Source organism: Apibacter sp. wkB309 (assembly GCF_002964915.1).
GTDB lineage: Bacteria > Bacteroidota > Bacteroidia > Flavobacteriales > Weeksellaceae > Apibacter.
The window spans coordinates 96,003-116,053 of the sequence record NZ_PSZL01000006.1 but is presented as its reverse complement, the minus strand read 5'-3'; the positions used below and the strand labels follow the sequence as shown (position 1 = coordinate 116,053).

The window sequence follows — 20,051 nt, the reverse complement described above, 5'->3', positions numbered from 1 at the left end:
CCATTCTTCTCACGGGATTCTGAGCAGTTTCCCCGCTAATGTCCATTCTTCTCACGGGATTCTGAGCAGTTTCTCCGCTAATGTCCATTCTTCTCACGGGATTCTGAGCAGTTTCTCCGCTAATGTCCATTTTTCTTACAGGATTCTGAGCAGTTTCCCCGCTGATATCCATTCTTCTCACGGGATTCTGAGCAGTTTCTCCACTGATATCCATATCGACCCTATAAATTCCAATCTCCGTATTTTCGGAATTATTTTCCTCTTTTTGTGTCTGGCTGTTTAATGTATTTTCTGCAGATAAAGTTTTTTGCATTGGGATATCGCTATAATCGTCGTTGCATGATGTTATAAATAAGCTTAAAGATAAACTTACTATAGATATTGATATTTTTTTCATGTTTATTGTTTATTTAATTTTTACTTAATAAAAAAATGTATCTAAAAATTTTTAGATAGCTAATTAGCTGTTTTCTAGCATTTAAAATACAGTTATGCATTAGGGAAGCAAGCAATACGAAGTGGCAGTTATTTAATAGGCTTCCCAATTCTATTAAAATACTACTACTTGTTTATTCCTTATTAGAATACATTTAGTACCTTTGCTATAAAATATACTAACAAAATTCAAATACAAAGTAACTGATAATATAAAGTAAAATAAAGACATACTAAAGACTTTTTAAAGACATTTAAAAAATTTTGCTTCTTTTTTTATTGGTTGCAAAAAAGTATTTACTAACTATTAGAATTAAAGTATGGGATATAAAGAAGTAATTAAGAAGATAGTTTATGCGGCTTTTAATAAAGCTAAAAAAGAATCGTTACTTGTGTTGAAAACTCCTCTTTCAAAACATATTTCCGTTAAGATTGAAAAAGAATATAAGACATGTATTAGTGAAAAGACATTTATAAGATATTACGATAAATATATAGATGGAAGAGAAAAAGCTACAGGAGAACCCAACAGACATATATTAGATTTATTATGTAAATACATAGGGTATGAAAATTTTGTTGATTTTTATAACAAAGAAAAAATTTACCAATAAAAAAGCAGATTATTTGAAAGATATAGGCTACTGATTAGTTTTTGTTATATAAATTTAACATTTTTTAAATTATTGCTAATTAAATAATTGTTCTTTCATTTTTTTAATTAGTAAAAGGATGCGATGAGGTTTCTAATAGTTTTAATAACTTTGTAGTATGCCTGATATAATACACTTACTTCCGGATAATGTATCCAATCAGATAGCGGCAGGAGAAGTAGTACAAAGACCTTCTTCTGTAGTAAAAGAACTTTTAGAAAATGCTATCGATGCAAAAGCAACGCAAATTCAACTAATCATAAAAGAAGCGGGTCGAAATCTAATTCAGGTAGTTGATAATGGGGTGGGAATGAGCGTAACTGATGCAAGAATGTCATTTGAAAGACATGCAACCTCAAAAATAACAACTACAGAAGATATATTTCATATTCACACCAAAGGCTTTAGAGGAGAAGCATTAGCCTCCATAGCAGCAGTCTCTCAAGTTGAATTAAAAACTCGTAAAGAGGAAGATGAATTGGGTACTCATATTATTATTGAAGGGGGAGACATCATTTCTCAACTTCCCGTAAATACAGCAGTTGGATCCACATTTTTAATTAAAAATTTATTTTTTAATGTGCCGGCAAGAAGAAAATTTCTAAAATCCAATTCCGTTGAATTTAGGCATATTTTAGACGAATTCCATAGAGTTGCTTTAGCACATGAAGATATACAGTTTCAATTATTTAATAATGACGAAGAAATGTTCAGGCTTCGTTCAGGAAGTTTGTTACAAAGAATTTCAGAAATCTTCGGCAGAAAAATTCAACATCAATTAATCCCAATTGCAGAACAATTAGATTGGATAAAATTAAATGGATTTATAGGAAAACCGGAAGGTGCTAAAAAAGCACGTGGTGAACAATTTTTTTTCGTAAATCAAAGGTTTTTTAGATCGACCTATTTAAATAAAGCGGTACAGGATGCTTTTGAAGGATTGATCCCGCCACGGTTTTTGCCTTCATTTTTTCTTTATATACAGATTGATCCGGAAAGAATAGATGTTAATATTCATCCGACTAAGACAGAAATTAAATTTGAAGACGAAGCGTCAATATATGCATTATTAAGAACAGCCATTAAAAAATCCCTTGGGGTTTATAATGTTGTACCAAGCTTAGATTTTGATCAAAATCCTGATTGGAGTTTTTCATTAAATAAAAAAGATACTCCCGTTGTTGAACCTAAAATAAATATTAATTCGTCCTATAATCCGTTTGATACTACATCCGGTAAACCGTCACATGCCGAAAAAGTCAATTTGAATGAATTATATGCATCTTCCAGACAAGAAATTTTAACTACTGAAATGTTTGATAATCCTAGTGAAACTATCACCGAATCGTCACTATTACGATTATCCAATGGGAGATGGATTACTGAAAAAGATTCCAATGTATGGATATTAGATCCCTATAGAATACATCAGACAGTTTTATATGAAAATCATATGAAAAACTCGAAAGGGAATGTCTTAAGTCAACAATTATTGTTTCCCATCGAAAGACCGGTATATGATCTTGAAAAAGAGAAATTAGATTCAATTAAAACCGCATTATTTGCAGAGGGATTAGATATGGAAATTGAAGAAGATTTACTAACAATAACAGCAATACCATCGGATGTTATGCAGGAAAAAATAATTGAATTAATTGATTATTTATTAAGTGAATTATCAGAACATTCCGAAGAAGAATTTTCTGTATTTTTTAGTAAAACCATTTCAAAAGTTTCTGCCAGAAAAAGAAATGAATTTATACAACCGTCTCATTTCTTACCTATTTGGGAGAATTTCATAACTTTAGGATGTCCTAAATTTAATCCTTTTGGAAAAAGAAATTATGAAATATTGCCCATGCCAAATTTCGATTAATAACCATCATTTAGAACAATTAATTTTTTAAAATAATGAATAGAACTATACCAGCGGTAACTAAAAATCTTTTACTATTAAACACTCTGTTTTTTATAGCAACCTATATATTATCTACTCGCGGGATAGATCTCACGGTTCTTTTTGGAGCATATTTCCCTTTATCCCCCAATTTTCATTGGTATCAAATAATTTCGCATATGTTTATGCATGGAGGATTTACACATTTTTTCTTCAACATGTTTTCCCTGTGGATGTTTGGATCCGCTGTAGAACAGTCTTTAGGAGCTAAAAAATATTTAATCTTGTATTTCGTTTGTGGATTAGGAGCTTTTGCTTTATTCAATTTAGTTAATTACTTTGAATTCAAGCAAGTGTATGATTCTTTAGTGTCTGCTAATGTTCCTTTAAACGAAGTTGGCAAATATGCTAAATTAAGTTATGAAATAGCAAATAATAATGTGGAACAAAAAGCATATGCATGGTTGAATACTTTGCCCCATGGGACTAATCAATATATTGCAAGCAAGCTATATGTAGATTTAGTCACCCCAATGGTGGGAGCCAGTGGAGCCATTTATGGAATTTTAGTAGCCTTTGGAGTGATGTTTCCTAATTCCGTATTAATGTTAATCTTTCCACCGATCCCAATGAAGGCTAAATATTTTATTCCGATTATGGTTTTATTAGAATTATATTTGGGAATACAACAATCGCAAGGAGATAATGTAGCACATTTTGCTCATTTAGGAGGAGCCGTTTTTGGATATTTTTTAACTCGTCATTGGCTAAAAAACAGATATCGTTGGAATTAAATCAATTGTATGGAAAAAAAGATGATAAATATATGGGATTATTATAAAAATGGAACAGAAGGAATTAAACTCATTTTCATTTCTGTGTTCTTTTCATTTTTTTATTGGATTTTAAACTTTTTATTAATTAAAACGTTTGATTTTTCAATAACCTCATATGTTTTGGTTTCTGTAAATAATTTTTTTCCATTTATTTGGACTATTATAACCTTTCCATTTATATATACTAATCTTTGGTATTTAATAACTACCGCAATGATTATTTATTTTGTGGAAAAAATTTTCAGAATATATTTTAGTGGATCAAGTTTTTTTAAATTTTTCGTTTATGGCAATTTAATTGGTTGTATAGCTTTTTTACTTACAAATATAGTTGCAGATCAGGAATATACCCTTTTAGAAGGTGGAATGTTGGGTGTTTATAGTTGCTTATTTGCAATAATTTCATACAATCCAAAAATGCAAATATCCCTATTTCCCATACCCTATCAACTACCTCTTTATGTCGTTGGAATAGTGTTTGTGCTCTTTGATGTTGTTAATTTGCTCAACTATAATGAACTTATCGGAGTATTTATAGCAAGAATAGCAGCTGCAAGTTTTGGATTTTTTTATATGAAGTCTTTCCAAAAAGGAAATGATTTTCTAGTATTTCCTATTCCCAATTTTAAGAAAATTGTCAGCCATGTCGGAGCTTATTTTAAAAAACTAGGTAAACCCAAATTTAAAATTGAAAAAAACGATAAAAAACAATATACATCGCATCACTCTAGACCTTTATCTGACGAAGAATTTAATTATAACAAAGTAAAGAAACAAAAACAGATCGATACTATATTGGATAAAATTTCAAAAAGCGGATATGATAGTTTGACGAAACAGGAAAAAGAGTTTTTATTTAATTCTTTCAAATGAAATATTTAAGAATATGATGTTTATAAAAAAGAGCAAATTTAATTATCTATTTCTTATAATACATCTTAGTATAACTATTTTACTGTGTCTGACTTATTTTAACAAATTTATTGAACCCAAGACATTTCCATATTTAGGCTTACTTGCTTTAATATATCCCATACTAATTGCTATTTATTGTTTGTTCACTATATTTTGGCTTATTAAAAGACAATTAATTTTTGTACCCTTCTTTATTATCACCCTTTTTTTACTGTTTCCTATAAAAAAATACGTTCATTTTGGGGAATTGAATAATCAACCGATTCGAAATAATGAACTTAAAATTTTAACCTATAATATTAGATATGCAAACGATAATAAAGACTTACGATCCCTGGAAAACTATATTCATCAAAAAGATATTGACATTGCATTTTTTCACGAAATCTATACCAGACAGTGGAGATCTAAAGAAATATTTTTAGCTGAACGCTATAATGCAGCCTTTGATTTAATTGGCATATCATCAAAATATCCCATTATAAATGAACAAAAAATAATACTGCCGGGCAATGGATTTGCATGCTTGGTAGATATACAGAAAGATCAGGATATAATAAGATGTTTCAGTATATATTTAGAACCTATGAATCTTTCTAAAAATTTATTCAAAGCCAACAGCCTAAAACATTTTGGAAGTAATTTGGAACTGATAACGGAAAAATTAATAAAAGGTTTTCAAAAACATCAAGTTCAAATAGATTTACTTTCAAAATATATAAAAGAATCGCCCTATCCCGTACTTGTCTGTGGAGATTTGAATTCGGTACCCTTATCGTATGAATATTTTACCTTGAAAAAAGATTTGACAGATGTTTTTGAAGAAAGTGGGAAAGGTTTAGGTTGGACTTTTTATGATTATTATTATCCCATCAGAATTGATTATATTTTTGCAAGTAATAGTTTTACACCGATGCAATGTTATGTAGATAAAACAATTACTATTTCTGATCATTATCCGGTACTGGCAACATTGAAGTTAAATTAATGAGCTAAATTTCCGGTTCTATTTTAATTAAATTAACAGTATAAAAAAAAATTTAACTTAAAAAAAATATAACTTTGCAAATTAGTAGTAAATTAAAATAACTAATTGTGCAGCAGATTGATTCTAAGAAATCCAAACTTACTTTTATAGGTTTAGTAGTTACCATCGGGATAGTTTTTGGTGATATAGGAACCTCTCCATTATATGTAATGAGAGCCATAGTTGCCGCCAATCACACAGATCATATTTCAGAAGATTTTATCATAGGGGCCTTGTCTTGCATCATTTGGACGTTAACATTGCAAACAACCCTAAAGTATGTGGTGATAGCGTTACGAGCTGATAATAATGGAGAAGGTGGAATTTTAGCGTTGTATTCACTGGTCAAAAAGATGAAGAATAAATGGCTGTATATAGTAGCCATTTTAGGAGCCGCAACGTTAGTTTCTGATGGGGTAATTACTCCTTCAATGACCATTATGTCGGCAGTAGAAGGACTTAAAAGTTATAATCCAAATACAGAAGTTATACCCATTACCATATTTATACTTATAGTTCTTTTTGTCGTTCAACAATTTGGAACCCAGTCTATAGGGAAATTTTACGGACCGATCATGACCCTCTGGTTTATCATGTTATTACTACTCGGTGCTATTCAATTTATACCTAATTTATATGTAATAAAAGCAATAAATCCCTATTATGCTGTTAAGTTAATGCTTATTGTGAGAGACAGTGCAGAAACTGCATTAGAAGCTAAACATATGATTTTACTAATCATGGGTGCTGTATTTCTGTGTACCACCGGAGCCGAAGCATTATATTCCGATTTGGGACATTGTGGAATTAAAAACATCAGGATAAGTTGGGGCTTTGTAAAAATTTGTTTAATCATAAACTATCTCGGACAAGGTGCATGGATTCTGTCACATCCTGTAGAAGCAGCTAGTGGAGGAAACCCATTTTTTATGATGATGCCCGATAACTTTGTAATCATTGGAGTAGGAATGGCTACCTTGGCAGCGGTTATAGCAAGCCAGGCCTTAATAACAGGATCTTATACTATATTTAGCGAGGCTATGTCGTTGGACTTTTGGCCTAGGCAAAAAATTGAATATCCCACTCATGAAAAAGGTCAAATGTATGTTCCGGCCATAAATTGGGGATTACTCATATCCTGTATTTTTGTTGTATTTTATTTTAAAGAATCTTCTAAAATGGAGGCGGCCTATGGTTTGGCAATTACCATCACTATGCTGATGACAACCATTTTATTACTTTTCTATTTATATAGCAAAAAAGTAAATATATTTTTTATTTTACTATTTGCAATCATATATTTTATCATTGAAGGAGGATTTTTCTATGCCAATGCGTTGAAATTTGAAGAAGGCGGATGGATTACCATGATGTTAGCCGGTTTGATTGCCTTCTCTATGTACATTTGGTATAATGGACGAAAATTGAAGAATAAATACGTACAATACGTAAATATAAAACCTTATTTACCTATTATACAAGATATGAAAACCGATACAGACATATCGAAATATTCAACCCATTTAGTATACATAAGTAGAGCTGGTAAATCAGAAGAAATAGAAGCAAAAATTTTATTTTCCATAATCAATAAAAATCCTAAAAGAGCAGATTACTATTGGTTTCTTAGAGTAGAAAATGATACAAACCCGTATACGTTTGAATATGATGTATTAGAATTAATACCCAATACCTTATATAAAGTTAATTTTAAATTAGGATTCAAAGTAGTTCCATTAATAAATATTTATTTTAGCCAAGTGCTTGAAGATTTAAAAATCTCAGGAAAGATAGATTTGTCAAGCAATTATCCATCTTTGAAAAAATATGATATTCCTGCAGATTTTAAATATATCCTTATAGATAGAGTTTTCAATCAAGAATATTTGTTTTCATTAAAAGAAAGGTTTATCTTACGCTTTTATAACATGGTCAAATATATAGGAATATCTGATACCGCTGCTTTAGGCTTAGACACTTATAACGTAGAAGTGGAAGAAGTGCCAATGCTTACGGATGTAATATATAAAAGCAGGATAAAAAGAGTGAAGAATTATAAATAAATATTTAGATAAATTTCATGACTTATGAATAAAACTAAAATCATAATTACTGGGGGCTTAGGATTCATAGGTTCTCATACGGTAGTTGAATTAATTCAATCAGGATTTGAACCGATAATTATAGATGATTTGAGTAATTCAGAATTATTTATATTAGAAAGAATAGAAAAAATTACGGGATGTAAACCCAAATTCTATTCATACGATATAGGTGATTATAAAAAATTGCATCAAGTATTTACGGATAATAACGATATTTCTGCCTGTATACATTTTGCAGCTAAAAAATCAGTTGGAGAATCTATGGAAATTCCTCTAATCTATTACCGGTCAAATTTAATATCTCTTATGAACTTATTGGAAGTTATGAATGAATTTAAGGTAAGAAAATTGGTTTTTTCATCCTCTGCAACCGTATATGGACAACCCGAAAAATTACCTGTTACAGAAACCTCTCCAATTCAAAAAGCCCTATCTTCTTACGGAAGTACTAAGCAAATGGCAGAAGATATAATAGAAAAAGTTTCGGCAACGGGAAGCTTAAAAGCACTTTCTTTACGATACTTTAATCCGGTAGGAGCCCACTCATCTTCCTTAATTGGAGAATTGCCGAAAGGAATTCCCAGTAATTTAATGCCATTTATAACACAAACAGCATTTGGAATTAGAAAAGAATTGACAGTATTTGGTAACGACTATAACACCGCCGACGGAACATGCATAAGAGACTATATTCATGTGGTTGATCTTGCGAAAGCTCATGTAAATGCTTGTGAGTATTTACTGGCAGATAAAGGAGATTTGTCGCATGATATATTTAATATAGGAACAGGGCTTGGAAATTCTGTTTTAGAAATAATAAATACCTTTGAAGCGGTTAATAAGGTTAAAGTACCTTATGTTATAGGAGGCAGAAGAAATGGAGACGTAGAAAGCATCTATGCCGGTTGCGATAAAGCCAATCAAATATTAAATTGGAAAGCCAAGTATTCTTTAGATGATATGGTTAAAGATGCATGGAATTGGGAAAAATCATATAGAAAATAAAGTAAACTATGTTATGGAAAGTAAAATAATATTCGAACTGATCGAAAAAGAAAAACAAAGACAAACCAAAGGGCTTGAATTGATAGCCTCGGAAAACTTTGTCAGCGACGAAGTAATGAAAGCCGCCGGATCTGTATTAACAAACAAATACGCAGAAGGATATCCGGGAAGGAGATATTATGGTGGATGTGAAGTAATAGACCAAATAGAAGAAATCGCCATAGAAAGTGCTAAAAAGTTATTTGGTGCTTCTTATGTAAACGTTCAGCCCCATTCCGGAGCACAGGCAAATGCAGCCGTATTTCTAGCCTGTTTGAAACCCGGTGACAAAGTAATGGGGTTAGACTTAGCCCATGGCGGACATCTAACCCATGGTTCTCCCGTTAATTTTTCAGGAATAAATTACAACCCGGTTTTTTATAAAGTAAATAAAGAAGATGGGCGCATCAACTATGAAGATATGATTGAAACTGCCGGGAAAGAAAAGCCTAAAATGATCATAGTGGGAGCATCAGCCTATTCCAGAGATTTTGATTATAGAAAATTTAGAGAAATAGCAGATGAAATAGGGGCAATATTGATGGCTGATATTTCACATCCTGCAGGATTAATAGCTAAAGGAATTTTAAGTGATCCTTTACCTTATTGTGACATTGTTACCACTACAACTCATAAAACATTACGAGGTACACGAGGAGGAATGATTATGTTAGGTAAGGATTTTGAAAATCCCTTCGGACATAAAACGCCTAAAGGAGAGATAAAGATGATGTCACAAGTGCTAGATGGAGCTGTTTTTCCGGGAACTCAGGGCGGACCTTTAGAGCATATAATAGCAGCTAAAGCGATAACATTCATTGAAGCATTAAGTGATGGATACCTTGCTTATACCCATCAAGTCGTTAAAAATGCCGAAGCTTTATCTCAAGCATTGATAGAAAGAGATTTTACTATAATTTCAGGAGGGACTGATAATCATCTCATGCTAATTGATTTACACAATAAAAATATTACAGGTAAAGCTGCCGAAAAAGTATTAGAAAAAGCAGACATAACATGTAATAAAAATATGATTCCTTACGATGACAGGAGTCCCTTTGTAACATCAGGTATTCGATTGGGAACTGCAGCAGTAACCACCAGAGGGCTCAAAGAAGACGATATGATAAAAATAGCGGATTTTATAAATGAAGTTATCTCAGATTCGGAAAACGAAAAGGTAATAGATAAAGTAAAAAAAGAAGTCAATGCTTTGATGGATTCTAGGCCTTTATTTCAATGGTAAATAAAATATTGAATTTTAAAAAAATTTAAATTATGAAAACTGATTATTTCTAATTAATAAGTTTTAGTCAGTTTTCATTTACATAAGATAGAATACTTGATTTTTTATTTCTAATTAACAAATCAAGAAAAAAGATGATTTTTGCTAATATATTATTTTTTTGTATTTTTCGCGCTTTAAAATGAATACATAATGAAAGTCGCTAGGCTATTTGACATTTTATATTATCAATTAGAAAATAGGCCGATTGAAGTTTCCTTATCATCAAAAAAAAATGGAGTTTGGGAAGGAATATCGACAAAATCGCTTATAGATCAGGTTAACCAAGTTAGTAGAGGTCTTTTAAAATATGGAATTAAACCTGAAGACAGAATAGCTTTAATTACGTCAGTAAACAGAACAGAATGGATGATTATGGATTTTGCCATACAACAAATAGGAGCGGTAAGTGTTCCTATATATCCAACCATGAGCGATGACGATTTAACATTTATACTTAACAACAGTGAAGCTAAGTTTTGTCTTATTTCTGACAAAAAGTTATATGATAAAGTACAAAATATAAAGGAAAATTGCTTTTCGCTTTCAAATATTTTTACCTTCGATGAGATAGAAGGAGTTCCCCATTGGTCAGAAATTAAAGAAAAGGGAGAAGAGGAATCCAATCAACAAGATGTTGAAACCTTAAAAAATACTATAAAACCCGATACATGGATGACGTTAATTTATACTTCCGGAACTACAGGAAGACCCAAAGGCGTTATGCTCTCACATGGAAATGTACTATCCAATGTAATGGGATGCCATACCAGATTTTTAATGAAAAATGATGAGAAATTCAGAATTTTAAGTATTCTTCCCATCAGTCATATATTAGAAAGAATGGTAGTCTATGTTTTTATGTATAAATGTTATGGGATATATTTTGCAGAAGGTATAGATAAATTAGCTTCAAACTTTCAAGAAGTTAAACCCGATGTGATTCTAGTGGTTCCGAGAGTAATTGAAAAATTGTATGCATCCATATATAACAAAGGAACTTCTTCCGGTTGGATTAAAAAACAAATCTTCTTATGGGCACTCAATGTAGCTAAAAAATATCAACCCTTCAAACCGACCGGCCTTTCTCATAAAATAGCAGATGCTTTAGTATTTAAAAAGTGGAGAGAAGCAGTAGGTAATAATCTTCAGTTAATGATATGTGGAAGTGCCGCGCTATCTGAAAATCTTTGTAGAGTATTCTCTGCCGCTGGGTTACTCGTTACAGAAGGATATGGAATGACAGAAACCTCTCCGGTTATTTCGGTAAACGGTATAAAAGATGAAGTCTACCGATTAGGCACGGTGGGACCTTTATTAGACGGATATGAGGTTAAAATTGCAGAGGACGGAGAAATATTAACCAAAGGGCCTAATGTTTTCTTAGGGTATTATAAAGATGAAGAAAAAACCAAAGAAATATTTACGGAAGACGGTTGGCTTAAGACAGGAGATATAGGCTATATGAAAGATGGATACTTAAAAATTACCGATCGAAAAAAAGAAATATTTAAAACCTCCGGAGGAAAATATATTATTCCACAAGTAACAGAAAATAACCTTAAGCAATCACGGTTTATAGGAGAAGCCATGGTAGTTGGTGACGGAGAAAAAATGCCTTGTGCCCTTATACAGCCTGATTTTGATTTTATTTCTAAATATATTAGCTATAAACATTTACCATTAAATTCTACTGCTTCACCGGAAGAAATTGTCAATAATAAGATAATTAAAGATAGAATTATGCAAGATGTTGAAAAGGTGAATAAAAATTTAGGGAAATGGGAGCAAATTAAAAAAATTGAGCTTACCCCAAATGTATGGTCGGTAGAAGGAGGAGAATTAACCCCTACCTTAAAATTAAAAAGAAAATTTATTAAAGAAAAGTACATCAATTTATATAATAAATTGTATGATAAATAACTAAAATAATTTTCAACATGCTATTTTGTCATAAATTTTATTTGGCTTTAGATTTGATTTAAAGGTTATCATGAATAGGAATGACAATATAAAAATATTTGCCAATAAAGGCGAAAATCCTGAAGATTTTTATTCAAGATTTAAAGAACAGTTAGACAAAGAACATACATTTCCGGGAAATTATATGTTTAAGTTTATAATTCCAACGGAAAGCAAGAAAGTGGCTCAATTGCATAAGATTTTTGATCATAGCGGAGCTTCATTTTCAATGAAAGAAAGTAAAAACGGTAAATATACAAGCATAACCATTACTATGTATGTAACGGATTCAATTTCAGTTATTGAATATTATAAAGAAGCAAGTTCCATTGAAGGAATAGTTATGTTATAAGTAAAATTTAAAAAATAAAAAAGCATCAGAAAACTATTTTTTGATGCTTTTTTATTGGAATAAAGTTAAAATAAGTTTATATAGTAATAAAAAAACTATAATCAGCCGGAAAAGCGTACTATTTTATTATCAATTATTAGCTATTATCCCGTCTTTCATAAGTAAACTTCTATCTGCCATAGAAGCTAAATGAGAGTTATGCGTCACAATTATAAAAGTCTGATTAAATTCTTTTCTTAATTGATAAAATAATTGATGTAAATCTTCAGCATTCGCTGAATCAAGATTTCCTGATGGTTCATCCGCTAAAATAATTTTAGGATTATTCATTAATGCCCTGGCAACGGAAACCCTTTGCTGTTCACCACCGGAAAGTTCACCGGGTTTATGCTCCAAGCGATGAGATAATTTTAGGTAACTTAATAATTCCTTTGCTTTATTAACTAATTTAGATTTAGATTTTCCGGCAATCATTCCGGGTAACATCACGTTTTCAAGTGCAGTAAATTCTGGTAATAATTGATGAAATTGAAAAATAAATCCAATATTCTGGTTTCTAAATAAAGAAAGTTCCTTATCTCTCAATTGAGTAATGGGTAAATTATCAATTTCAATAATGCTGTGATATCTTTCCGGATTTGATGGTTTATCTAAAGTGCCAATGATTTGCAAAAGAGTTGATTTACCGGCACCTGATTCTCCCACAATGGTAACTATTTCACCTTTTTTTATATGAAGAGAAACACCTTTTAAAACTTCAAGGGAACCAAAAGATTTATGTATATTTTGAATAAGTACCATATAATATTTTATCAAAAATACTAAAAAATTAAGGAATATGGAGGCTCATTTCATTAGAGATAATTTTTCCAAATAAATTATAGGGTTTTAAAATCAAATAGACTTTATAAGTACCGGGAGGAATTTGAGAAACATCAATAAATAAAGTTTGGTCTGTAGAGCTTTTAGGCGGAAGAATAAATTTTTTATTAATTGAAATTATATTTTGTGGTTCAAAAGTTTTAGCATTAAAAAATAAAAATGCTAGTTCTTGAGGGGGATCATCACCTAAACTAATGTCTTTATTATAGGGATTTATCCACTTAACATCGAGTGTTTGTGATTCTTCTTCGGAAGAAATAGTAGTGGGCTGAACTTCACATTTTATTTGAGAGTAAGAATAAAATTTATCTACAGTTTTATAATATTCGTTTTTTCCATCCTCATCAACAAGGTAAACGGGAGATAATTCTTCCACCCCAAAAAATGTAATCATTTTCCCTTGAATTTTTTGTTCGGAATTCCAAATATCGTATTGAGAATATCTATGAGTATAAACTTGTAAACAACAAGAAGGTTGTTGTGTATAAAAATTGTATGCAGCCGCTTTTTGATAGCGTTCAAAAACCGCTATACCTTCCGTTACTTCTTTAGCATTTAAAACAAATTGCTTCAATTTATACATGGGACTTCTGTGTATTACAGCGGGAAAAAATAATGATATTCTCACAATAAACAATAGTAAAATATAAGCAAAAGAAAGTCCGGTGATCCAAACACTCCTTTTTTCTTTAAACGTTAAATAAGTTAAAGGAATGAGCGCAATATAAATAATTAGATTCCATTGCGGTTGAATTACTCTGCTAAATGAAAATAAACTAAAAAAAAGGATTCCACCCAAGCTAATCCATTGTAAAGATCTTATCCAGGGTTTATTTCCATCTAAACGTTTGAAAATACTTTTACCGTAAAAATAGAGAAGCAAAGGGTTACCTAATATAAGTATGCCAAGTATCCATTTGAGGAATGGATAAGTCACAGCTTTTTGTTTGCTCCTTTCAAAAAGATGATATTTTATAGATGTCCAATCGTGATTATACTGCCAATATAAATGAGGAATATATAAAAGCAAAGAAAACAACAAACTGAAGTAAAACCATTTATTTTTTAATAAAGAAGGGAGAAAAGGAATAAAAGTTAGAATAATCAATAATGCTCCCTGATATTTAGAATACATGGTAAGTGCCATGGATAAGCCCAAAAGTAAAGCATTTAGTAGATTATTTTTCTCACTAAATGATTTCCATCTCCATAAAAATAAAGAAGTGAATAAAAGCAAAGGAGTGTCGGGAGTAGATATAAATCCTAACGTTTGATAAAATCCGACAGATCCAAAAAGTCCTATAAATAAATAATTCTCTTTTAACGTTTTAGGTTCAAGAATCAACAACCAAATACAATAAACCACTATCCAAGATATAATCGATAAAAATCGAACTCCCAAAGTTCCTTTGAAAAATAAATATCCCGCCTTGATAAATAAAGCAATCATAGGAGGATGATCGTAATAACCAAAATCCAAATGATTCGACCAAACCCAATAATAAGCCTCATCATCAATTAAAGGAAGTGTTATCGATTGAAAAATATTGAATATGAATAAAATACCTATGAATATAAATTGGATGTTTTTTATGGAATTAACTTTCATTATTTACTAAATATTGATTTAATGTTAAAATGATTCATAGGTTTATACATAGGTAATAAAAAACTTCTGAATCACAGACTGTTCCAGAAGTTAGCAAAAAAATATTTTTTGGTTATAAATAATTATAATTTTAAATTTTATATCTCCATCCAAAAGGATCATCAATTTCATTAGTTTGTATACCCACTAACTGTTTTTTAAGAAAAACGGCATAACTTTCTTCATCCGATAATTGAGGCAATTCCATGATAGAATCTTGATAGCCCAAATGCGAATATCTTGAAATTACCACGGCAGTACCACAACCGAATATTTCTTTTAAATTACCTTCTTGATATGCATTCACAATGTCGTCAACGGATATCCTTTCTTCCTTAATATCCAGATTGTGATATTTGGCTAAATGTACTAAACTGTCTCTGGTAATACCGCTTAAAATCGTTGTGGAAGTAGGGGGAGTGTAAATGGTGTTTCCGATTCTTACCATAACATTCATAGTTCCGGATTCCTCAAAATACTTGTGATTTTTACTATCGGTCCAAATTACCTGATCAAAACCATTTTGATTAGCTAGAAATGTAGGATAAAAAGAAGCCCCGTAATTACCAGCGCATTTAGTAAATCCAACCCCTCCGTCTACTGCACGAGTATAATAGTCTTCAATTTTAATTTTTAAGGGCTTATCATAATAAAGTCCGGCAGGAGAAGTCATAATAGCAAAAGTATATTTTTTAGATATCCTTGCTGAAAACATTTCTTCAGAAGCAAACATAACCGGACGAATATATAGTGAAATACCCGGTTTAGTAGGAATCCAACCCCGATCCAAACCAATTAAAGCATAAAGTCCATCAAGAAAGATTTCTTTAGGTATTTGCGGCATAGCTAAACGTTCCGCAGATTTATTAAATCTTTCAAAGTTTTTTTCAGGTCGGAATAAAAAAACCTCATTATTTTTATCCTTATATGCTTTCATTCCTTCAAAGATGGCTTGGCCATAATGAAGAGCCATCAAAGCAGGAGAATAGTTCATCGAACCATAAGGCATAATAACCGGTTCTCCCCATTTACCGTTTTCGTATTCACATATGAGCATATGATCAGATATGTTGGCTCCAAAAGGGGAGTCATTAGGATCGATTGTATCTAATCTGGAGTTTGCTATTTTATTTATTTTCATTACTTAACTTGCTAAAATTGTTTATTGAACATTTCAAAATTAATAAATAAATCATTTGATAGATTAAAAAGAGTTGTAATTTTGAGTGGATTTACGTTTTATGTTAGAAAGAACCATTATTACCACATCCGAAGGTACTAAAACCTTACATATTCCTGAATGGAATGAGACTTATCATTCCCGTCATGGTATCATGCAAGAAGCAGAACATGTATTTATATCTCATGGATTAGATCAATTAAAAATTTCTGAGATTTCCATTTTGGAAATGGGTTTTGGAACGGGTTTAAATGCTTTTTTAACGTTATATAAAGCAATCGATAGGGATTTGACTGTTCGATATTATACTTTGGAAAAATATCCTCTTACTCATGAAGAAATTAAAGAGTTACATTACGGGACTTTACTAAATAAAGAAAAAGCAGAAGAATATTATCAATCGTTACATCAAGCAGAGTGGGGGAAGGAAACTCAAATTAATAAAAATTTTACTATCATTAAATTTAAGGCAGATTTTCTTGAATTAAGAAATTTACCTATTTCCGATATAAATGTAGTTTATTATGATGCTTTTGGAGCAAGAGTTCAACCCGAGCTGTGGGAAGAAGATATTTTTAAGCAAATCTTCGATCGGATGGCACCACAAGGATTGCTAACTACCTATTCCAGTAAAGGAAGTGCAAGAAGAGCCATGCAAAGGGTAGGATTTGACGTTGAAAAATTAACAGGACCGAAAGGAAAACGAGAAATGGTTAATGCATGGAAAAGATAACAAAATTAAATGTAAGAGTATATGGACTCTTAATAAAAGATAATTGTTTGATGTTTCTACACGAAATATATGCGGGTAAACCATTACTTAAATTGCCCGGTGGAGGATTGGAATTAGGAGAAGGAACTTGGGATACATTGATTAGAGAATTTAAAGAAGAATTAAATTTAGAAGTTACAGTAAAAGAGCATTTCTATACTCAAGATTTTTTCCTGGAATCTAAATTAACCCCCGATAGTCAATTACTTACCGTGTACTATAAAGTGGAATGTAATGATCTTTCCAATCTACAAATAATAGAAAAGTCCATAAATCAAATAGAATGGATACCTTTAGATCAAATTACATTAGAAAGCATTCCATTACCGGTCGATAAAATTGTCGTAAAAAAATTACTTCATAAAAATACCTGAGTATTTAGAATGATTATATCGATTATATTAATTTATTCTAAATATAAATTGCTTTAAATCAGTTATTTAGAATAAATCTTTGAATCTTAATTTATAATTTTGTATCAAAGTTTTTAAATAAAATAATAATTGATATGGAATTAAAGTTAGCTAAATGCTGTGGCAATTGTGAGCATTTTTTGAATGGACAGTTATGTACTATTAAAGAAATTGCTGTAAGCCAAAATCAGGTTTGTAATTCATACGAATTTAAAGTGATTCCTCATAGAGAAGATGATTGTTTGAAATGTTCTAAATTTCAGAAATCAAATTGCGCCCATCCTAAGGTAGCAAGTGAAGGTATTATGTGTACGGTATGGTATCCAAGAGCAACCGCCTCATAAATTTTTGAACTAATAAATTAATTTTTTAATATAAGGAATTGGCTTTTAAAGTCAGTTCCTTTTTTTTTGCAGAGTAAATTTAGAATTAAAACAAAAAAGAGAGCTCAATAAAATTGAGTTCTCTAAATTGATAAATTAATGTATTAAATTATGAGAATTAAAAAAATTCTCTAAAAGAACGCTTAAAACTATTTTTACTATCTTTTTAATATTGACAACATATCGGTAATTTTTTATAATCGGAATCTTTAGCCTTATATTTTTCATTGCTGTATCCCGATTTTGCTATTTTTTTCAAAATAGCATTCAAAGATGTTTGCGTATCATCATAAGTTATAGTTGCAATTTTAGTGCCCGGATCCCATAGCACAGCAGAAACATTTGCTTCATAACCGGCTTTTTCAATAGTTTCCTTGCACATATTGCAATTACCGTAAACTTTTATTTTTTCAACTTTTTGATTATTTATTTGTGCATTTATTTCAGTAAATGAAATGAATATCAATAGGATGACAAAAATTTTTTTTATAAGTTTCATGATTTATGGTATATTTTAACAGGTAGCTTAAAATAATTTAAACAATTTAGAAATTTCATCTATACCTTCTATTGAGCTATTTCCAATGACATGTTTTTACCATTAAAACTTAACTGATTAATTTTCTTTAATAATTGATCAGTATAATTGGCGTCAACTTCGAAAAAGGTAAATTTATCTCTAATATCAATTTCGCCAATATCTGCTCTCGCACCTTTCGTGTTTTTATTAATCAAGTCAATAACCGTTACTTTGTTAAGATTATCTCTTTTGCCTAAATTAAAGAAAAAACGAGTGAAATTTCCTTTTTTACTTTTTCTGTTTCTTTTATTTCCGTCTTTTGAGTCTTTTCTATCCTTTCTGTTTCGGCTTGTAGAAGATTTTTTACCTCTTTCGGCTGCTCTTTCGTTCTTGTCAATAGGAGCAATATCTTTCTCGTTTTTATAGAATTCCCAAGTTGATTTTAATTCAAGGAACATTACCCTTTTATAAAGTTCTTCTTTAGAAATGTTGGACAGATCAGGAATAGTGGAAAGTTCAAATTCTTCAGAATCAAAATCGGAATTAAGCAGCTTATCCGATAAATAAAGTTCTTTCGCTTTTAAAATATCCTCTTTAGTAGGAATTTTCATTTCTTCTACCTTAATAGAAGTTTCCTTTTTAATACGATTAAATTTAACCATTTCGCTAGGACGAATAATAGCTATAGATTCTCCGTCTTTACCGGCTCTACCCGTTCTACCGCTTCTATGGATGAAAACTTCCGGATCATCAGGTAATGAGTAATGAATTACATGAGTAAGGTCATTTACGTCCAATCCTCTGGCTGCAACATCCGTAGCAACAAGGATTCGTAAATTTTTCAATCGGAATTTTTTCATTACCATATCTCGTTGAGATTGTGATAAATCTCCATGCAAAGCATCAGCTGCATATCCTTGGTGCATTAAGAAATCTGCAACATGTTGAGTTTCCACTCTCGTTCTGCAGAAAATAATTGAATATATATTTGGATTTGCATCCAATACTCTTCGTAAACCGTTGTTTTTTTGACGGTCACGCACCATTACGAATTTATGAGTAATATTTTTCTTTACTTCATTAATTCCTCCTGCTGATATTTTTTGTGCACCCTTCATATAATTTTTAGCAATAGCCTCTACTTGTTTAGACATAGTTGCTGAAAATAATAAAGTTTGTCTTTCTTTAGGCGTTTCTTTAAGAATTGTTTCCAATTCGGCTTTAAAGCCCATAGATAACATCTCATCTGCTTCGTCTAAAATCAACCATTGAATTTGGTTAATTTTTAGAACCCCTCTTTTAAGCATATCATTAACCCTTCCCGGTGTACCTATTACAATTTGAGGATTATTTTTCAAACCTCTGATTTGCTCAGAAATATTAGATCCTCCATAAACTGCCAATGAGCGTATTTTAGATAAATATTTTGAATAACTGGCAATATCTTTTGAAATTTGTAAACACAGTTCACGAGTTGGACAAAGAATTAAGGCTTGAACATGTTTTTGATAGGGATCTATCATTTCCAATATAGGTAATGAAAATGCAGCAGTTTTACCGGTACCGGTTTGTGCTAAAGCTATTAAGTCTTCTTCCTTGGATAATAAATAGGGAATGGTTTGCTTTTGGATTTCAGTGGGTTGAGTGTAACCCAACTCTGTTATGGCCTTTAACAAATCTTCTGATAGGCCATACTCTTTGAATAAATTCATCAATAATTTTTAAAAATCAATACAAAGATA

19 protein-coding genes are annotated in these 20,051 nt (G+C 30.9%); 13 read left to right on the top strand and 6 right to left on the bottom strand.

All coding sequences use genetic code 11. The features are described from left to right. Positions 1-313: hypothetical protein (locus tag C4S75_RS05280; RefSeq protein ID WP_105297281.1), on the bottom strand; the 313-nt coding region annotated here is incomplete at its 3' end. Between the two features lie 442 nt (positions 314-755). On the opposite strand from C4S75_RS05280, the gene C4S75_RS05275 reads away from it, so the two are divergent. The 10 genes from C4S75_RS05275 (at position 756) to C4S75_RS05230 (ending at position 12,511) form a co-directional block, all read left to right on the top strand. Continuing rightward, complete coding sequence (locus tag C4S75_RS05275) at positions 756-1,049, top strand: hypothetical protein (RefSeq protein WP_105297280.1); 294 nt, start codon at positions 756-758, stop codon at positions 1,047-1,049. Between the two features lie 157 nt (positions 1,050-1,206). After that, positions 1,207-2,964 carry a DNA mismatch repair endonuclease MutL gene (gene mutL, locus C4S75_RS05270; RefSeq protein WP_105297279.1) on the top strand — a complete coding sequence of 586 codons (1,758 nt, stop codon included), beginning with the start codon at positions 1,207-1,209 and terminating at the stop codon, positions 2,962-2,964. A gap of 35 nt (positions 2,965-2,999) precedes the next feature. Beyond that, on the top strand, positions 3,000-3,779 hold the full coding sequence (locus tag C4S75_RS05265) for a rhomboid family intramembrane serine protease (RefSeq protein WP_105297278.1): 780 nt from the start codon (positions 3,000-3,002) through the stop codon (positions 3,777-3,779). A gap of 9 nt (positions 3,780-3,788) precedes the next feature. Then, positions 3,789-4,694: a DUF6576 domain-containing protein gene (locus C4S75_RS05260; protein WP_146105566.1), complete on the top strand. Its 906-nt coding sequence runs from the start codon at positions 3,789-3,791 to the stop codon at positions 4,692-4,694. A gap of 289 nt (positions 4,695-4,983) precedes the next feature. Continuing rightward, positions 4,984-5,724, top strand: a complete 741-nt coding sequence (locus C4S75_RS05255) for an endonuclease/exonuclease/phosphatase family protein (RefSeq protein WP_158254213.1) — start codon at positions 4,984-4,986, stop codon at positions 5,722-5,724. A gap of 107 nt (positions 5,725-5,831) precedes the next feature. Next, positions 5,832-7,826, top strand: a complete 1,995-nt coding sequence (locus C4S75_RS05250) for a KUP/HAK/KT family potassium transporter (RefSeq protein ID WP_255410588.1) — start codon at positions 5,832-5,834, stop codon at positions 7,824-7,826. A gap of 24 nt (positions 7,827-7,850) precedes the next feature. After that, positions 7,851-8,873, top strand: a complete 1,023-nt coding sequence (gene galE / locus C4S75_RS05245) for a UDP-glucose 4-epimerase GalE (protein WP_105297274.1) — start codon at positions 7,851-7,853, stop codon at positions 8,871-8,873. Positions 8,874-8,886: 13 nt separating this feature from the next. Beyond that, positions 8,887-10,158 (top strand): serine hydroxymethyltransferase, encoded by a 1,272-nt coding sequence (gene glyA, locus C4S75_RS05240; protein ID WP_105297286.1) that lies wholly within the window; start codon positions 8,887-8,889, stop codon positions 10,156-10,158. 192 nt (positions 10,159-10,350) lie between these two features. Continuing rightward, a complete protein-coding gene (locus C4S75_RS05235) occupies positions 10,351-12,120 on the top strand; it encodes a long-chain fatty acid--CoA ligase (protein WP_105297273.1) in 1,770 nt (589 codons plus the stop codon). 70 nt (positions 12,121-12,190) lie between these two features. After that, positions 12,191-12,511, top strand: a complete 321-nt coding sequence (locus tag C4S75_RS05230) for a DUF493 domain-containing protein (protein ID WP_105297272.1) — start codon at positions 12,191-12,193, stop codon at positions 12,509-12,511. Positions 12,512-12,640: 129 nt separating this feature from the next. Here the strand turns inward: C4S75_RS05230 and C4S75_RS05225 are convergent, their stop codons facing one another. The 3 genes from C4S75_RS05225 to C4S75_RS05215 all read right to left on the bottom strand — a co-directional run bounded on the left by C4S75_RS05225 (position 12,641) and on the right by C4S75_RS05215 (position 16,182). Then, on the bottom strand, positions 12,641-13,312 hold the full coding sequence (locus C4S75_RS05225; protein WP_105297271.1) for an ABC transporter ATP-binding protein: 672 nt from the start codon (positions 13,310-13,312) through the stop codon (positions 12,641-12,643). Positions 13,313-13,340: 28 nt separating this feature from the next. Then, positions 13,341-15,002: a glycosyltransferase family 39 protein gene (locus C4S75_RS05220; RefSeq protein WP_105297270.1), complete on the bottom strand. Its 1,662-nt coding sequence runs from the start codon at positions 15,000-15,002 to the stop codon at positions 13,341-13,343. A gap of 130 nt (positions 15,003-15,132) precedes the next feature. Continuing rightward, a complete protein-coding gene (locus tag C4S75_RS05215) occupies positions 15,133-16,182 on the bottom strand; it encodes a branched-chain amino acid aminotransferase (protein WP_105297269.1) in 1,050 nt (349 codons plus the stop codon). Positions 16,183-16,267: 85 nt separating this feature from the next. On the opposite strand from C4S75_RS05215, the gene mnmD reads away from it, so the two are divergent. The 3 genes from mnmD (at position 16,268) to C4S75_RS05200 (ending at position 17,750) form a co-directional block, all read left to right on the top strand. Beyond that, the gene (gene mnmD, locus C4S75_RS05210; RefSeq protein ID WP_255448663.1) at positions 16,268-16,954 is read left to right on the top strand and encodes a tRNA (5-methylaminomethyl-2-thiouridine)(34)-methyltransferase MnmD; all 687 of its coding nucleotides are present in this window, start codon (positions 16,268-16,270) and stop codon (positions 16,952-16,954) included. After that, entirely contained in the window at positions 16,942-17,367 is a 426-nt protein-coding gene (locus C4S75_RS05205) for an NUDIX domain-containing protein (RefSeq protein ID WP_105297267.1), read from the top strand. Before mnmD ends, C4S75_RS05205 begins: the two co-directional genes overlap by 13 nt. 179 nt (positions 17,368-17,546) lie before the next feature. After that, the gene (locus C4S75_RS05200; RefSeq protein ID WP_146105565.1) at positions 17,547-17,750 is read left to right on the top strand and encodes a hypothetical protein; all 204 of its coding nucleotides are present in this window, start codon (positions 17,547-17,549) and stop codon (positions 17,748-17,750) included. A gap of 205 nt (positions 17,751-17,955) precedes the next feature. Here the strand turns inward: C4S75_RS05200 and C4S75_RS05195 are convergent, their stop codons facing one another. Further along, entirely contained in the window at positions 17,956-18,288 is a 333-nt protein-coding gene (locus C4S75_RS05195; RefSeq protein WP_105297265.1) for a heavy-metal-associated domain-containing protein, read from the bottom strand. Positions 18,289-18,356: 68 nt separating this feature from the next. After that, on the bottom strand, positions 18,357-20,021 hold the full coding sequence (locus C4S75_RS05190; RefSeq protein WP_105297264.1) for a DEAD/DEAH box helicase: 1,665 nt from the start codon (positions 20,019-20,021) through the stop codon (positions 18,357-18,359). Between the last annotated feature and the right edge of the window lie 30 nt (positions 20,022-20,051).

Bases quoted from the DNA above. Each gene is read 5' to 3' on its own strand.
- C4S75_RS05205 (WP_105297267.1), top strand. From the start codon at position 16,942: ATGGAAAAGATAACAAAATTAAATGTAAGAGTATATGGACTCTTAATA.
- C4S75_RS05265 (WP_105297278.1), top strand. From the start codon at position 3,000: ATGAATAGAACTATACCAGCGGTAACTAAAAATCTTTTACTATTAAAC.
- C4S75_RS05190 (WP_105297264.1), bottom strand. From the start codon at position 20,021: ATGAATTTATTCAAAGAGTATGGCCTATCAGAAGATTTGTTAAAGGCC.
- C4S75_RS05230 (WP_105297272.1), top strand. From the start codon at position 12,191: ATGAATAGGAATGACAATATAAAAATATTTGCCAATAAAGGCGAAAAT.
- galE (WP_105297274.1), top strand. From the start codon at position 7,851: ATGAATAAAACTAAAATCATAATTACTGGGGGCTTAGGATTCATAGGT.
- C4S75_RS05195 (WP_105297265.1), bottom strand. From the start codon at position 18,288: ATGAAACTTATAAAAAAAATTTTTGTCATCCTATTGATATTCATTTCA.
- C4S75_RS05260 (WP_146105566.1), top strand. From the start codon at position 3,789: ATGGAAAAAAAGATGATAAATATATGGGATTATTATAAAAATGGAACA.
- C4S75_RS05275 (WP_105297280.1), top strand. From the start codon at position 756: ATGGGATATAAAGAAGTAATTAAGAAGATAGTTTATGCGGCTTTTAAT.
- C4S75_RS05235 (WP_105297273.1), top strand. From the start codon at position 10,351: ATGAAAGTCGCTAGGCTATTTGACATTTTATATTATCAATTAGAAAAT.
- C4S75_RS05220 (WP_105297270.1), bottom strand. From the start codon at position 15,002: ATGAAAGTTAATTCCATAAAAAACATCCAATTTATATTCATAGGTATT.
- C4S75_RS05225 (WP_105297271.1), bottom strand. From the start codon at position 13,312: ATGGTACTTATTCAAAATATACATAAATCTTTTGGTTCCCTTGAAGTT.
- glyA (WP_105297286.1), top strand. From the start codon at position 8,887: ATGGAAAGTAAAATAATATTCGAACTGATCGAAAAAGAAAAACAAAGA.
- mutL (WP_105297279.1), top strand. From the start codon at position 1,207: ATGCCTGATATAATACACTTACTTCCGGATAATGTATCCAATCAGATA.
- C4S75_RS05215 (WP_105297269.1), bottom strand. From the start codon at position 16,182: ATGAAAATAAATAAAATAGCAAACTCCAGATTAGATACAATCGATCCT.